This is a genomic window from Saccharothrix longispora (assembly GCF_030852425.1).
GTDB lineage: Bacteria > Actinomycetota > Actinomycetes > Mycobacteriales > Pseudonocardiaceae > Actinosynnema > Actinosynnema longispora.
Window position 1 is genome coordinate 1 of the sequence record NZ_NSDM01000037.1, and the last position, 14382, is coordinate 14382.

Below are 14382 nucleotides of genomic sequence, written 5' to 3' on the forward strand. Positions count from 1 at the left end.
CGCGAGACGCTACAAGGCGCCCAGAGTTGGTGCAGTGAAAGGGAGGCACGGCTGGCGGTGTTCGGCTGGGCGCATCGTTACAACACCCGACGCCGCCACTCCCACGTCGGCCAGATGTCTCCGATCGACTACGAGAACAGCCTCACCCCGACACCGGCTACGCTGACCCGCGCCGCATAACCCCGTGTCCAACATCCGGGGTGAAGTCCCGACGCCTTCACGCTGCTGTACTACAGCCTGACCGGAACCCTCCAGAGCGACGTCGAGCAACTTTCGAAGCGGAACGAAGAAATCTGTGCGGGCTTCGACGAGTTGACCGGCAAGATCCATTCGAAGATCGCTTGGACGAAGGCCAGGAGCCAGATCGTCGCGACGCTCGCGGCCGTGAGAGCGAAGAAGACGGCCACGTCGCAGTCGACCCGCTCATCGGGCAGTCCCGCATCACCGGTCCCGACGCGCACATCCACATCCGGAACCTCGTCCACCCCCACGACCTCGCCCAGGAACCTGACGGCGGACATGCCCTCGGCGGGAGCGCAGCGACAGGCCGTCGAGCAGTCGACGCCGACCGGCACGCACATCTCGGCGCTGTCGAACCGCAGGGACGCTCGCGCGCCGGTCCGGCATGGGCAGGAGTTCGAGAACGTGCACGGCGACCGGTACCCGGCGGCCGCGTCCGGTCTGGCCGCCAGCCTCCCACCACGTGTCGTCCCGAACACCCAGAAGCAGACATACGGCGTGCTCGCGTTCAACGGCGAAACGAGGGACTCGTCTCGGGCGGCTCCAACGACCACACCGCAGTGGTGGCGACGAAGAACATGCTGCTGACACAGGGCTACACCACCGCACAAGCCGACTACTTGAAGTTCCACGTCGAAGTCAAAGCCGCCGAATTGCTGTCACACATGCCCGAGGTCGACCATGCGACGATCGCGATCAACTACACCCCGTGCGGTGTCGAAATGAACACCGACTACCGCACCACATGCGACAAAATGCTGACGCCGATCCTCACCCGGCTCGGCAAGTCACTGCGCCTTTTCCAACCTCACCCGGCCGCAAGATGAAGAGCCAGAACGGCTCGGGTCAGGTCGGTGATGCGGGTGGTGGAGCAGCGGAGTCTGCGCAGTAGTCGCCAGGCTTTGAGGATCGACACGGCACGTTCGCCCAGTGCGCGGATGCGGGCGTGGGAGCGGTTGACCGCCTGCTGGCCGGGCGAGAGTTTGTGCCATCTGCCGCGGTAGGGGACACGGATCGCACCGCCGGCGCCTCGGTAGGCCTTGTCCGCCCAGCATGGAATGTCTGCTGTGGCGAGGGCGTCGACGATGCCGTGGGTGCGGGCTGCGGTCAGGTCGTGGGCCGAGCCGGGCAGTGCGGGCGAGGTCCACAGCAGTCTCCCGGCCGGATCGGCGAGGACCTGGACGTTCATGCCGTGTCGCTTGTGTTTTCCGGAGTAGTACGGCCGGTCGGCGGCGACGCGGTCGATGCGTGACAGGGTGCCGTCGAGGATGACGTAGGCCTTGCGTGAGGCGACTTTCGCCGCGTCGGCCAGGTCCGGTGCCAGTGCGGCCAGGAGTTCGACCGCTTCGTGGATGTAGCGGCAGACGGTGGCCAGACCGACGCCGAACCCCGCCGCCAAGCGGGTGTAGGTATCGCCGCAGCGCAGGTGCGCCAGCACCAGCAGGGCTTGGCGTCCGGGATCGAGTTTGTGCCACCTGCTGCCGATCCGGTGCCGGTGCGTGGTCAGTTCCCGCGCCAGGAACCGGAGGTGTGAACTGGACAGGTCGATCGCGGATGGGTGGACAAGCACTCGAAGCTCCTGGCGATGGCCTTGCTCTTGGTCGAGAAGTCATCTACCAGGAGCTTCGCCATGTCTCCACCACGGTCACCACCTATGCCGCCAGGTTGGAAAGGGCTCACTGACCGTCCACGGCACCATGCAAGACAACAAGCCGTTCACGAGGACCTACGGCATCCGGAGAGAGCAGCTATGACCGCCGACGGCACCCCCCATGTCACCCTGGACGAGGCCCGGTCGACCAACTGGACAGGCTTGGACGTCATTCGACGAGTGCCGGACCTCGACGACTTCCTGCGAGTGCGTGACGACGAAGGCCGCCCCCGGCCCGTGGAGTGGGCGATCTTCACCGGCGAGCACGACGACACCTACCCGACGATGGTGTTCGGAGTCGGCCCCGAGCGGGGCTTCCTGCGCTGGTACGGCGATCGTGACGACATGCAGGTGCCGGCCGGGACCGTGTACCGCGACGGCGGCACATCGTACTGGCGAGGATGGCAGGAACAGAGCTGCAACCCGGGCGAGGAAATCCTGGTCGAGGTGGTGCTGCAGGCAGCGGCGCAGTTCGTGACCACCGGCGCCCGGCCGGCATGCGTCGAATGGATACCCGAATCCGAAGTGCCCGACCTGCGCACCCCGGACGGCGCACAGCGGCAGCAGGAACGCGACCCGCAACTGCAGTCGTTCCTGGCCGGCGTCGAGCTACCCGCGGAGTTCGCCGCCATCCGCGCGGCGAGCGCCGTGGACGTCGCCGGGCACGAGGCCCGACAGGTGGTCCGACTGCTGGTCGCGGCAAGTCACGGTGTCGAGGCAGGCCGGGCTTGGCGCCTGCACCACGGCGACGATCCGACCGCGCCTCACCTGATGGTGGGACTGCGAGCCCACCAGGCGGCGGTCGCGTGGATGGAGCCGGGCTCCGGGACCCTCCTCCCGACCGACGGCACCGGGGACGAGCCGAGGCTGTTTGCAACGCACAACGGCTACCGCGTCCTACCCGCCGGGACGGAACTGCCGTGGGACACCGCGCTCGACATCGTCGAGGAGTTCACCGCCACCGGGCAACGACCCACGCGCGTGGCATGGGAGACCACAGATGAACCCGCGCCACCCGTCCCGCAGTCGATCGGCGACACGGTATTCCTCAGCCACGCCGCACATTACGACTTCGCGGACCTGATGAACCGGTTGCTCGACACCGCCGCATCCGAGAAAACCGGTCGGGTCTGGTTCCTGCGCCATGGCCAGGACGACCCGAAGCAGCCCTACCTGGTCTTCGCAGTGGGAGAGGGGATGGGCGCGGTCGAGTGGGTCGAGCAGGATGGGCCTGTGGGGGCGACGCCTCCGCTCTTCGCTGCGACTCGGCCTCGCCGACGGCTTCCGCAGGCCGGCTCTTTCGCGGCCGCCCGAGACCACCTCTGCGTCGCGCCGACTGGCAGTACGCCCTCGCCGACGCTGGGTACGGTGCGGTGATCGCCGGGCGATCGGCGAGGTCGCGGAGACGGTCGAGCGGCGCTCGACCACGTCGGACCCTCACAGGCTTGAGGTTCACTCATGTTCGGGCTCCGGTGGTCCGGTGGGCGCAACACTTCGGCGCGGCTGTGCGATGGTATCGACGTCGGTGATCGGATTCGAGGTGGTCGGTGACACGTCGCGTGTTCATCTCCTACGCGCAGGAGAGCGAGGAGCACCGCGCGGTGGTGCGGCGCCTGTGGGCGTTCCTGCGCCGCAACGGGATCGACGCGGTCCTCGACCAGGTGGCCGCCGGTGAGCGGCAGGACTGGGCCCTGTGGATGTCCCGGCAGATCGAGCAGGCCGACGTGGTGCTGTGCGTGGCCTCCGAGCAGTACCGATTACGGGCACAGGGCCGGACCGGGCCGCACGAGGGCAGGGGCGTGCAGTGGGAGGCCCGCCTGATCCGCGACGCCTTCCACGCCGCCCAAGACGACCTCCAGAAGTTCGTTCCGGTGGTGGTGCCGGGGCAGACCGTCGCCGGGGTCCCGGACTTTCTCGCCCCCTCCACCACGACGGTCTACCTCGTGGAGTCCTTCACCAAGACGGGCGCGGAGAAACTGCTCCGGTTCCTGCTGCGCAAGCCCGAACTGCGCGACATCCCACTGGGCGAGGAGCCCGAGTTCGACACCTGGGAACCCGAGACCGAACCCGAGGAGCCGTCCTCCAACCCGGTGCTCGACGGCGTCGTGTCGCCGCAGGTGACGGGCATGGCCGAGATCATCGGCCGAGAGCAGGACCTGGCCGACCTGCGCACCGCCTTCACCGCCGCCCGCACCAGCCGCGCACCGGTGGTCCAAGTCCTCACCGGCATGGGTGGGATCGGGAAGACCAGCCTCGCGCGGGCCTACGCCCAGCGGCACCTCGACGACTACGCCGTGGTCTGGTGGATCCGCGCCGAGGACCCCACGGCGATCGACGGCGAGTACCGCGGACTGCTGGAACTGGTCCACTCCGCCCAGGAAGCCAAGCTCGTGCGCGACGCCGTGCAGCGCGCCAACGCCTGGCTGGCGGAGCAGAGACAGCCATGGCTGCTGGTACTGGACAACGTTCCGGACGCGGCGGCGCTGCGCGGCCTGTTCCCGGCCCGGGGAGTCGGCCACGTCCTGGTGACCAGCCAGGCCAAATACTGGCCCAACCCGAACATCGTCCATCCCGTCGAACCACTCGACCCCGACGCCGCGATCACGCTGCTCACCGAGATCTCCGAGGACGACGACACCACCGCCGCCGCAGAACTCGCCGCCGAACTCGACGGCCTACCGCTCGCTCTCGCCCAAGCGGCTTCCTTCACTGTCACCAACGGCACCAGCCTCGCCGCATACCTGCGCTTCTATCGCGAGCGCAGCGCCGACCTGCTCTCCGACGGCCAACCCGTCGACTACCCCCACACTGTCGCGACCACGTGGCTCCTGGCCATCGGACAGTTGACCCCACCGGCCCGCCGAATCCTCGACACGATCGCCTACTTCGCCCCCGACTCCATCCCCCTCTCCGTGCTCCGACCCCTGGTGGACGACGAACTCACCTTCATCAGAGCCATCGGCAACCTCCTCTCCCACAGTCTCGTCACCCGAGGTGCCGAAGACACGATCACCGTCCACCGCCTCGTTCAAGCCGTCACCCGCCACCGCCTCGGCGAGACCGTGGACCATGCCGTTCGGGCCCGAGGACTTCTGGCCGCCGCGATGCCGAAACCTCCTCTGAACAAGGAGGCCACGAACGCGTGGAACGCCATCCGCAGCCACATCCTCGCGGTGGCCGATCAAGTGCCCACCGATCCACCGACGTTCGACCTGCGCTACAACCAGGCATTCCTGCATGGGGACGTAGGCGACATCCGCGCCGCCATCGCGCAGCTCGAAGCACTGGTCGACGAGATGACACCGGTTCTGGGCCGCGAGGATGAACGCGTGCTCCGCGCCCGTCACGGCGTGGCGTACTGGACGGACATCTACGACACACCGCGCGCCCAGGCGTTGTTGGGAGAACTGCTCGAAGTGCAGAGCGGCGTTCTGGGCGCTGAGCACCCGGACACCCTGGCCACCCGGCAAGACCTCGCCTCCGCGTACTTGGACTTGGGGGATCACGATCGTGCGCTTCGAATGCTGGAAGACCTGTTGCCTGTGCATCTGCGTGTGCTTGGCCCCGACGACAAGGCCACGCTAGAGACGCGCAGGCTCTTGGCGGACGCCCTGGCGCAGTCCAGCCGGTTCGAGGAGGCGCTCGCCGCGTACGAAGAAGTGATCATCGATGCGGTCGCAGCCTTCGGCGAATCAGATTTGAAAATCGTCCTGCTGCAAGGTTTCTATGCCAACGTCCTGGGTGAATCGGGTGACGCGACGGCGGCTCGTGACCTCTATGCCGAGGTGGTCGACCAGTTAGCGGCCCAACTGGGGCCGTACGACAAGGTCACACTCGCCACCAACCTGACGCTGGCGATGTGGACGGCGAGGGCCGGGAACCCGCAGCGGGCGGCGCACATGCTGCTCCGCGTGCTGATCCGCCTCAGCAACAGCCTCGGCAAGAACAATCCGCTGGTCAAGCAGTTCGAGAGCGGCCTGAACAGCATTCGCGGGGGCGGTCCACCGAACAAGTCCGGCAAACGCATCAAGAAGCGGAAGCGTTGAGGGAGCACGTGCGCGGACTGCGGCAGGGCTTGCGATCGGCGTTGGCGACCAAGCGGGGGCTCACCATCGCGGCCAGGGATTCGTTGGCGACCTTCGGCGTGCTCGGCGGCGGCACGCAAGTCTACGACGTCCTCACCCCACAGGCCGCCTACCACCCCGTCGCCATGATCGTCCTGCTGGGCCTGCTGCCGCTCGCTGTCGGCGTGGCGCGGGCCTGGCCCAAGCGCACGCTGTCACGTCACTTCGGCCACCCCGACACGACGCTCACCATCACCGTCGGCGACCTGTTCGATCAGGACACGCACTTGGTCATCGGCTACACCGACACCTTCGACACGGCGACCAGCGGCACGAGCATCATCCACCCGGGCAGTATCCAGGCCCAGTACCAGCGCCGTCACCACCCCGACACCGCCGCCCTGGACCGGGCTCTCGACACCTCCCTGGCACGCACCACCCCGCGGCACGACCCCGGCAAGTCGGAGGGCAAGTCGGACCGCTACCCGATCGGCACCGTGGCCGTCCTTGACGCCGGAACGCACCGGGCCTTCTGCCTCGCCTACGCCGCCATGGGCAACGACCTCGTCGCCCGCGCCACCGTGGACGACATCTGGCACAGCCTCAGCTCGCTGTGGGAAACCGTCTACGTCCACGCCCGGCTCGAACCCGTGTCCATGGCCATCATCGGCTCCGAACTGGCCAAAGTCGACGCGCTCGACCGCGCGAGCCTCATCCGCCTGATCGCCTTGTCCTTCATCGCCCGCTCCCGAACCGGGGTCGTCACGCGCCAGCTCACGATCGTCATCCACCCCAACGACGCCGACAAGGTCGACATGCTCGACCTGGAATCCTTCCTCGCCAGCATCTAATGCCGCAACAGGCACTGTTCGCCCCTGGGAGGTCCGCAACCATGTCTCCATGGACCAGGAGACCATTCCCGGTCTTCGCGTCGAGGACGGTGCGGCGGCGGTCGTCTGATACGAGCGGCTGGGCTTCGCAAAGCGTCGGGAACACCACTTCGAACCGGAATTTCCACGTTCGTCCAGGTCACCCGGCGCGGCTGTGGTGATGCTTGTCGGAACACAAGGGCGACGCTCGTCCGACATGTTGGTCTACCTTCGCGTTCGTGAGAGCGAAATTGTCGCCTTGAATCCGGTGCGTAGCCAAAGACTGCTCCGTGGGCACGTGAGGTACAGGGCCGGCACATTGGTCGCGCAACAGGACCTCACCAACAGAACGATCTTAACACACCCCTGCTTGCTCGAGGTCCCGTTGCTCCACCACCACGACACGCCTGATTTGCTTCTTGATTTTCCGCCCAACGCCCTAACTGTACGGCCTTGGGGAAGTCTCCTCCGCCATCGCATCCTCCTTCCTGACAGTTGCTCGGCGTCACCACTGCCTATGAGCCAGAGCCTCGTGATCGCTGTCCTACGTTGTTGATCAGTAGGTTTCGGCGTTCGACCAACGGTCACCAAAGGTGATGGCGAAGGCGTTCAGTACGGGCTTCCAGCGCATGGTCCACCTGGTGCGGACCATCCCGGTGGGGTCGAGGCTGCGGGTGGCAAGGTGCAGCACTTCATCGCGGTCAGGGCAAATGGTCGAGGTGTCCGGATTGTGCAGGTCGATACGGCTCCCGCCTGGTGAGGGGGTCGGCGGGCCGTGGAACTGAAGGCCGTGGCCCGCCTCGGGCATCCCTGCCGCGTACGCGGCGAGATCGGTCCGGGCACGCAGTCTGGACGGATCAGCCGACGTCGGCCGCCACACCCTCGTAGACGTAGCCGCTGCTGATCGCCGAATTCACCTCGGCTGGATTGGTCATCAGCACATGGTCGCCATTACCGGGGTGGCGCAACCGATGGAACGGGATTCCCGATCCAGAATTGGGCGGGTAGACGTATGCGCTGACACCCTCATAGATGTAACCCTGGGTTGTGGTCGCGGCTACGACCTCATCCCAGCTCGCGGTGTGGTACCGGTCCTTCCGCTGCGGGCTGTAGATCCGGTAGAAGGGGATCAACCCGGCCTGCGGCGAGGTGGACACGAACGCGTCCAGGCTGCTGTAGGTGTAACCGGCCGGAGGGCTGAGGGCGTCGTTCCGGTTGGTGGTGTTGTAGTTGTCGCCGGTGCTCGGGTTGTAGAGTCGGTAGAACGCCGCATTGAGCGAAGCCTGCGTCGAGACCTCGGCAGTGGCGACCGGCGTAACGGCGACGACCGAGGTAACCGCGACTAGGACGGCCGTCACGGCCCTCGTGACCAGTGAGCGCCTGGCGGTCAGGCGATGCGATGACAAACGTTCCTCCGTGGATTTCGGAAGTGGAAGGAAGAGTGGAATCTCGATTCGGCACGAATTCGACCATGTCAATGGTCGGCCGCCACCGAGGTAACCACCAGCCTCCGTTCGAGTGTGCTCGGAACCTGTGGCGTGATCACGGGGAATAACTGGACTGTCCGGCGTACTGAATTGAGATGGGTGACGTACCCAGGGGCGAACGACACAGGCCGCGCGCAGGGCGGTACTTCGGGCGTCCGTACTTACTCGGCACGGATCGGGTCACCCAGGCGAATGAGGATGCGGTCGGACAGCAGAATCGCGGCAGGTTGATACTCCAGCCCTTCCGCTCGGGCAAACACCGCATGCACGGAGGTGAATTCCCAAGTCGGTCGCCTCGCCGGACGGCACGATCCTGCGGGTGTCCGGCCAACTGCCCGGCAGCACCCACGACACCGCCGCCGCCCCTCGGCCGCCACGACGCATGTGGCACACGGCCTGGGCGGTGAACACCTTCTTCCGGCGGCGCGGGCATCACCACGACGAACTGGCCGTGTGGCAGGCCGCTGTCGACATCGCGGACCACCTGCCCCATCCCGGCGCTGGCATCACCGCCCGCCAGCTGCTCGGCCTCGCCCACGCCAACCTGGGGCGGCACAAACAAAGCCTCGGGCACCTGTGCCGGGCACTCGCCCTGGCCGAGCAGCGTCACGACCTCGTGCAGCAGGCCAACCCCACCACGTCCTGTCCCGGGCGTGACAGTGAGATGCTCACTGTGTCGCCGGTGGGACCACCCCCGCTCGCGCGGGGAGAACCCAGCCGATGATCGACCGGCTGTCTAGCGCGTGTTTCAGATGTGGCGTAGCCAGATGTTGATGGCGGCGACTTCGATGGTGGCCTGATAGCGGACGGCGAGCTTGTCGTAGCGGGTGGCGACAGCCCGGTGCTGTTTGAGCAGGTTGATGCCGCACTCGACGGCGTGGCCCTGTTTGTAGATCTCCCTGTCGATCGTCGGTGGCCGTCCACCCGCGGAGCCTTTGGCCTTGCGGTGGGCGGCCTGGTCGCGGGGTTGGGCGATGGTCGCCTTGATCCCGCGGTGCCGCAGGTAGGCGCGGTTGGCCTTGGAGCTGTAGGCCTTGTCCGCCAGGACCCGGTCCGGTCGGGTCCGTGCCCGGCCGGGGCCGACGCGCGGCACCGAGATCCGCTCGATCACCGGGACGAACTGCGGGCTGTCACCCCGCTGACCGGCGGTGACCAGCAGCGACAACGGCCGCCGGCGTTGTTCGCAGGCCAGGTGCAGCTTGCTGGTCCACCCGCCCCGCGACCGCCCCAACCCGTGGTCGTCCGGTTCCATGCCACCGGCCGGCGTGTCGGGCGGTTCGACCTGCAGATCCCCCTTTTACGCGCACCGGCGGCATGCTGGTGCGCCCGCGTGACCGTGGAATCCACCGACACGTCCCACACGATCGACCCGGCCGCATCGGCGCCGGCCTGCAACGCGGTCAGGACCTGCCGCCAGACCCCGGCCCGCTGCCAACGGCGGAACAACCCGTACACGGTCTGCCAGGGGCCGTAGTCGGGCGGGACGTCACGCCACGGGGCACCGACGCGCACCCGCCACCGGATGCCGTCGATCAACTGCCGCTTGCTCCACTTCGGCGGACGGCCCGGCTTGGCACCGACGGGCAGCAACGGTTGCAGCACCGCCCACTGCGCGTCGGTCAAGTCGGCCCGCCCCGCTGCCGCTACGCTGGCCACGAGGTCTCCGGTACTACGGTTTTGCTTGGTCGCTAAACCACTTACCGGAGACCTCGCCACGTTCCGGCCACCGACACGCCGCCGCTCACCTCACCTTTGAAACACGCGCTAACCCGGGTCTGTCAAACGAGCGGTGTAACTCGGGTTGAAGAGGGCTACTTGCGTCCGACGGCCAGGCGGCCGTCGAAGGCGATCTCGAAGGCGTTCAGCGCCGGCTTCCAGCGCATCATCCAGCGTTTGCGTCCGGTCCCGGTCGGATCCAGGCTCATGATCGCCAGGTAGACACACTTGAGCGCGGCCTGCTCGTTGGGGAAATGACCCCGGGCCTTGACCGCACGGCGGATGCGGGCGTTGACACTCTCGATGGCGTTGGTCGAGCAGATCACCCGCCGGATCTCGACGTCGAAGGCGAGGAACGGCACGAACTCGGCCCAGGCGTTGTCCCAGAGCCGCACGATCGCCGGGTAGCGGGCTCCCCAGGCGTCGGCGAACTCGGCGAACCGTTCCTTCGCGGCGGCCTCGGTCGGGGCGGTGTAGACAGGCTTGAGCGCCTTGGCGATGGCGTCCCAGTGCTGCCTGCCCGCATAGCGGAAGCTGTTGCGCAGCAAATGGACGATGCAGGTCTGCACGATCGTGCGCGGCCAGACCGTGGTGACGGCGTCGGGCAACCCGGTCAGCCCGTCGCAGACCACCATCAGCACGTCGGCCACGCCGCGGTTGCGCAGCTCGGTGAGCACGTGCAGCCAGTACTTCGCACCCTCGCCGCCGTCCCCGGCCCAGAGCCCGAGAATGTCGCGCTGCCCCTCACAGGTCACCGCCATCGCCACGTGGATCGGCCGGTTGGCCACCTGGCCATCACGGACCTTGACGTGGATCGCGTCGATGAAGACCACCGGGTAGACGACGTCCAGCGGCCGGTTCTGCCACTCCGTCATGCCCTCCACGACCTTGTCGGTGATCGTGGAGATCGTCTGGCGGGACACCTCGGCGCCGTAGACCTCGGCCAGGTGAGCGGAGATCTCGCCGGTGGTCAATCCCTTGGCCGACAACGAGATGACCATCTCGTCGACACCGGTGAGCCGCTTCTGCCGCTTGGCCACGATCCGTGGCTCGAAGCTCGACTCCCGATCACGGGGCACGTCGATCTCCACCGGACCGACATCGGTGAGCACGGTCTTGGAGCGGGTGCCGTTGCGCGAGTTGCCCGTTCCCCGTCCCGCCGGGTCGTGCTTGTCGTAGCCCAGGTGGTCGGTGATCTCGCCCTCCAGGGCGGACTCCAGCAGCCGCTTGGTCAGCTGTTGGAGCATCCCGCCCTCACCGGTGAGCTTGAGTCCACCGGCGCGGGCCTGCCCCACCAACTGGTCGATCAACCGCTCGTCCAGGCCCTCCAGGGCCGCCGGGCGGATCTCGGGCGTCGTGTCATCGGCGTGCTCCACGCCGGACATCATCTCGGTCATCAGGTGCACTTCCATGATCGGGAGTTACACCGCTCGTTTTACAGTCCCGCTAACCCCCAGGATCCGGTCCCAGTCGTCCTTGACAGCGAGGCCTTCCAGCCTCATTCGGCGGTGAGGCGCAGTGTGAGGACGGGACTTCACCCAAGGCCGCGTAGTTAAGGGATGGTTGGAGCCGTCAAGCCTTCCGTTCGTGGCGTCCAGGAGTCGGCGAGGACGTAGATGCCGCGACGGATTTTGCGAAGGAATCCTTCGGCCAGCCATGTGAGCATCTGGGTGCCGAAGCTTTTGGTGTTGTGGATTCCCAAGGCTTTGGCCAGTTCGCGGGGACGCCAGGCGCGACCGGGATCGGCGGCCATCAACTGCAGCGTGAGGTTGCGGTGTCCGGAGCCTGGGACGCCTGGGCCCAGGCTTACGCGTCGAACGTCGTGCGGTGTGTCGACGACGGGAGGCGGTGGTGTGGCGGTGGCCTGGTGGATGTCGATGTCCAGGTGCGTGATGCGCCGACTGCGTGTGGGGCGGGGATCGGCGGGCCGGGAGTGGTAGCGGGAGATCGGTGCTTTGACCCTGCGGCGGCTGATCCGCGTTCGACGCGAGGGCAGCAGCCCGGCCAGGACCGCCCGGCCGATCGACCCCACCGTGATGCTGGTGGTGTCGTCTCGGCCGGTGGCGAGGATGACCTGGTCGCGGGCGGTTTCCAAGGCGATGGTGAAGCCGGTGCGGTCCGGATCGGTGCCCGGACGCGACTCCGCGGCCTCGACCATGGCCATGCGCAGCAACTGGTAGACGGTCAACTGGGCCCACAGTTCCTGCGCGAGCCCGCTCGGGTCCTGGGAGCGCAGGACCAGTCCGTCGAGCAAAGTGTGGCGCAGGGCGTAGAAGGCGGACTCGACTTCCCATCGTTCGTGGTAGAGACGCACCAGTGCCGAGGCCGGGTCCCGGCGGTGGTCGAGCAGTGGTGTGGCCAGCCGGTAATGCTCGCTCCACCGGTCGCCGCCGCTGGTGGTCACCGTGACCCGGGCATCGACCACTCGGACCCGCAGGTTACCCAGTCGGGTCAGGTAGGAGCCGTCCGGCAGGACGGCGAGCACGCCGGGGCGGCGACGGTGGTTCAGACGGATCAGAAACTGGGCCCGGGTGTCTGCGATCTGTTGGAGGAAGGCGTTGCTGTCGAACCCCCGATCGGCAAGTATCAGCATGCGTGGCGTCAGCAGTGGCAGTAATCGTTGCGCGTAGGTGGTTTCGTACTCGCCGATCGGTCCGAAGACCGCGCCGAGCAGGCCACGGGTGCCGGTCTCGCACAATGTCATCAGCCGTAGCATCGGGTAGCCCGCCCAGCCCACCGCTGTCGCGATCCTGCCCAGCCAGGCACGGTTGCGTTCGTGATCGGGGACCTTGACCGAGCTGCATCCGTCGAAGGCGACGGTCCGCCAGCGCCGGTAACACACACCCGGTGTCCTGGGCTGCGCCAACGGACCCGCCACGACCTCGAACACCGCCTTCAGCGGCGCCGGCCCGAGCCGGCGACGCAGGTCGCGCAACGCCTTCTCGCTGGGACGCGGGTGCGGGCTTGGCCTCAGCCCCGCGGTCAACTTGTCCCAGACCCGCAGATATCCCAGCGACGGGAACAACGTCAGCGCCAGCACGAAGTACACCCCGACCCGGGAGGGCAGGCACCGCACCCGCCGCTGAACGGTCCGGGTCTCCTCCACGACGGCGTCGACGAGATCGACGGGCAGGTGACGGGTCAGCTCACCCAGGTGACCGGGTCCGAACACGCCCTGGGCATCGCCGACCGGTCCGGGCACAGGGACGGCGTACCGATCACGCAACAGGACCTCACCAGTAGGACGATCTTGGAAGATCCCCGCTTCTACCCGAGGTCCGTTGCTCCACCGCTACGACACGCCTGATCTACTCCTTGACAGCCTCACCCACCGACTAACTACGCGGCCTTGGGGCAAGTCCCGACGGCTCAGGTCAGGTCGGTGATGCGGATGGTGGAGCAGCGGGTCGGCACAGTAGTCGCTCGGTCCTGAGGGGGAAACGGTTCATTCGCCCAAGACGCGGATGCGGGCGTGGAGCGGTTGACCGCCTGCTGGTCGGGCGAGAGGGTGTGCCATTTGCCGCGGTGAGGCACGCGGATCGGGTCGCCCGCTCCGCGATAGGCCTTATCCGCCCGGCATGGGATGTCGTGTGAGATAAGGGCTTCGATGATGCCGTGGGTACGGGCCGCGGTGTGGTCGTGGGCCGAGCCGGGCAGCGCGGGCGAGGTCCACGGCAGTCGCCCGGCGGGATCGGTCGGGACTTGGACGTTCATGCCGTGGCGCTTGTGCTTTCCGGAGTAGTACGGGCGGTCTGCGGCGATGCGGTCGATGAGCGGCAGGATGCCGTCGCGGGTGACGTGGTCCTTGCGCGCGGCGATCCGCGTCGTCCCGGTGAAATCTGGTGCGAGGCCGGCAAGGACCCGGACCGCCTTGTGGAGGCAGCGGCAGACGATGGCCGGGCCGATGTCGGATCCGGCTGCGGGACGGGTGCAGGTGTCGCCGCAGCGCAGGTGCGTAAACACGAGCAGGGCTTGACGGCAGGGGTCGAGCCTGCGCCATCTGCTGCCGATCCGCCGTCGGTGCGCGGTCGGCTCCGGGCGAGCGACTGCAGGTGTGAAGCGGACAGGTCGATCGCGGATGGATGGACAAGGACACGAAGCTCCAGGCGATGGCCTTGTTCTTGGTCGGGAAGTCCTCTACAAGGAGTTTCGCCACATCTCCACGACGACCGCAGCCCACCCACCAGGCCGGAAGAGCCCATTACCGATCTTGCCGCATTTTTGCGGAGTGAGCCTTTTTCATCGTGGTCGACGGCGGGTTTCGACATGGTGTAGGACGAGGATGGCCGCGATGATCGCGGTGGCTCGGCGTGGGCAGCAGCGCAGCTTGACCAGGATCTTCCATCCCTTGAGCA

The 14382-nt window shown here is 67.2% G+C and carries 9 protein-coding genes and 6 pseudogenes; 6 read left to right on the forward strand and 9 right to left on the reverse strand.

Annotated features, from left to right (window positions below; genetic code table 11):
• A pseudogene (locus CKY47_RS36605) lies at window positions 1–180 on the forward strand (IS3 family transposase); the annotation flags it as partial.
• 50 nt (window positions 181–230) lie between these two features.
• On the opposite strand, the gene CKY47_RS36610 reads toward CKY47_RS36605, so the two are convergent.
• On the reverse strand, window positions 231–575 hold the full coding sequence (locus CKY47_RS36610) for a hypothetical protein (protein WP_306750978.1): 345 nt from the start codon (window positions 573–575) through the stop codon (window positions 231–233).
• A gap of 228 nt (window positions 576–803) precedes the next feature.
• Here CKY47_RS36610 and CKY47_RS36615 point away from each other — a divergent pair, with 228 nt between their 5' ends.
• Entirely contained in the window at window positions 804–1067 is a 264-nt protein-coding gene (locus CKY47_RS36615; RefSeq protein WP_306750979.1) for a DddA-like double-stranded DNA deaminase toxin, read from the forward strand.
• On the opposite strand, the gene CKY47_RS36620 is transcribed toward CKY47_RS36615, so the two are convergent.
• Entirely contained in the window at window positions 1049–1810 is a 762-nt protein-coding gene (locus tag CKY47_RS36620; protein ID WP_306750980.1) for a transposase family protein, read from the reverse strand. The two genes, CKY47_RS36615 and CKY47_RS36620, sit on opposite strands and share 19 nt — an antisense overlap.
• A 180-nt stretch (window positions 1811–1990) precedes the next feature.
• Between CKY47_RS36620 and CKY47_RS36625 the strand changes: the two genes are divergently transcribed.
• From CKY47_RS36625 to CKY47_RS36635, 3 genes are all read left to right on the forward strand, one after another.
• A complete protein-coding gene (locus tag CKY47_RS36625) occupies window positions 1991–3268 on the forward strand; it encodes an Imm1 family immunity protein (protein WP_306750981.1) in 1278 nt (425 codons plus the stop codon).
• A 182-nt stretch (window positions 3269–3450) separates the two neighbouring features.
• Entirely contained in the window at window positions 3451–5937 is a 2487-nt protein-coding gene (locus CKY47_RS36630; RefSeq protein ID WP_306750982.1) for a toll/interleukin-1 receptor domain-containing protein, read from the forward strand.
• Between the two features lie 8 nt (window positions 5938–5945).
• Window positions 5946–6806 (forward strand): macro domain-containing protein, encoded by an 861-nt coding sequence (locus CKY47_RS36635; protein ID WP_306750983.1) that lies wholly within the window; start codon window positions 5946–5948, stop codon window positions 6804–6806.
• A 574-nt stretch (window positions 6807–7380) separates the two neighbouring features.
• On the opposite strand, the pseudogene CKY47_RS36640 reads toward CKY47_RS36635, so the two are convergent.
• Window positions 7381–7512 (reverse strand): annotated as a pseudogene (locus CKY47_RS36640) (IS256 family transposase); the annotation flags it as partial.
• A 169-nt stretch (window positions 7513–7681) separates the two neighbouring features.
• Complete coding sequence (locus tag CKY47_RS36645; RefSeq protein WP_306750984.1) at window positions 7682–8182, reverse strand: hypothetical protein; 501 nt, start codon at window positions 8180–8182, stop codon at window positions 7682–7684.
• A 365-nt stretch (window positions 8183–8547) separates the two neighbouring features.
• Here CKY47_RS36645 and CKY47_RS36650 point away from each other — a divergent pair.
• Window positions 8548–8702 (forward strand): annotated as a pseudogene (locus tag CKY47_RS36650) (IS5/IS1182 family transposase); the annotation flags it as partial.
• A gap of 357 nt (window positions 8703–9059) precedes the next feature.
• On the opposite strand, the pseudogene CKY47_RS36655 reads toward CKY47_RS36650, so the two are convergent.
• From CKY47_RS36655 to CKY47_RS36675, 5 genes and pseudogenes are all read right to left on the reverse strand, one after another.
• A pseudogene (locus tag CKY47_RS36655) lies at window positions 9060–9967 on the reverse strand (IS5 family transposase).
• A 155-nt stretch (window positions 9968–10122) separates the two neighbouring features.
• On the reverse strand, window positions 10123–11412 hold the full coding sequence (locus CKY47_RS36660; RefSeq protein ID WP_371320803.1) for an IS256 family transposase: 1290 nt from the start codon (window positions 11410–11412) through the stop codon (window positions 10123–10125).
• 167 nt (window positions 11413–11579) lie between these two features.
• Complete coding sequence (locus CKY47_RS36665) at window positions 11580–13229, reverse strand: IS4 family transposase (protein WP_306750985.1); 1650 nt, start codon at window positions 13227–13229, stop codon at window positions 11580–11582.
• A 167-nt stretch (window positions 13230–13396) separates the two neighbouring features.
• Window positions 13397–14133 (reverse strand): annotated as a pseudogene (locus CKY47_RS36670) (transposase family protein).
• A gap of 133 nt (window positions 14134–14266) precedes the next feature.
• A pseudogene (locus CKY47_RS36675) lies at window positions 14267–14382 on the reverse strand (IS5/IS1182 family transposase); the annotation flags it as partial.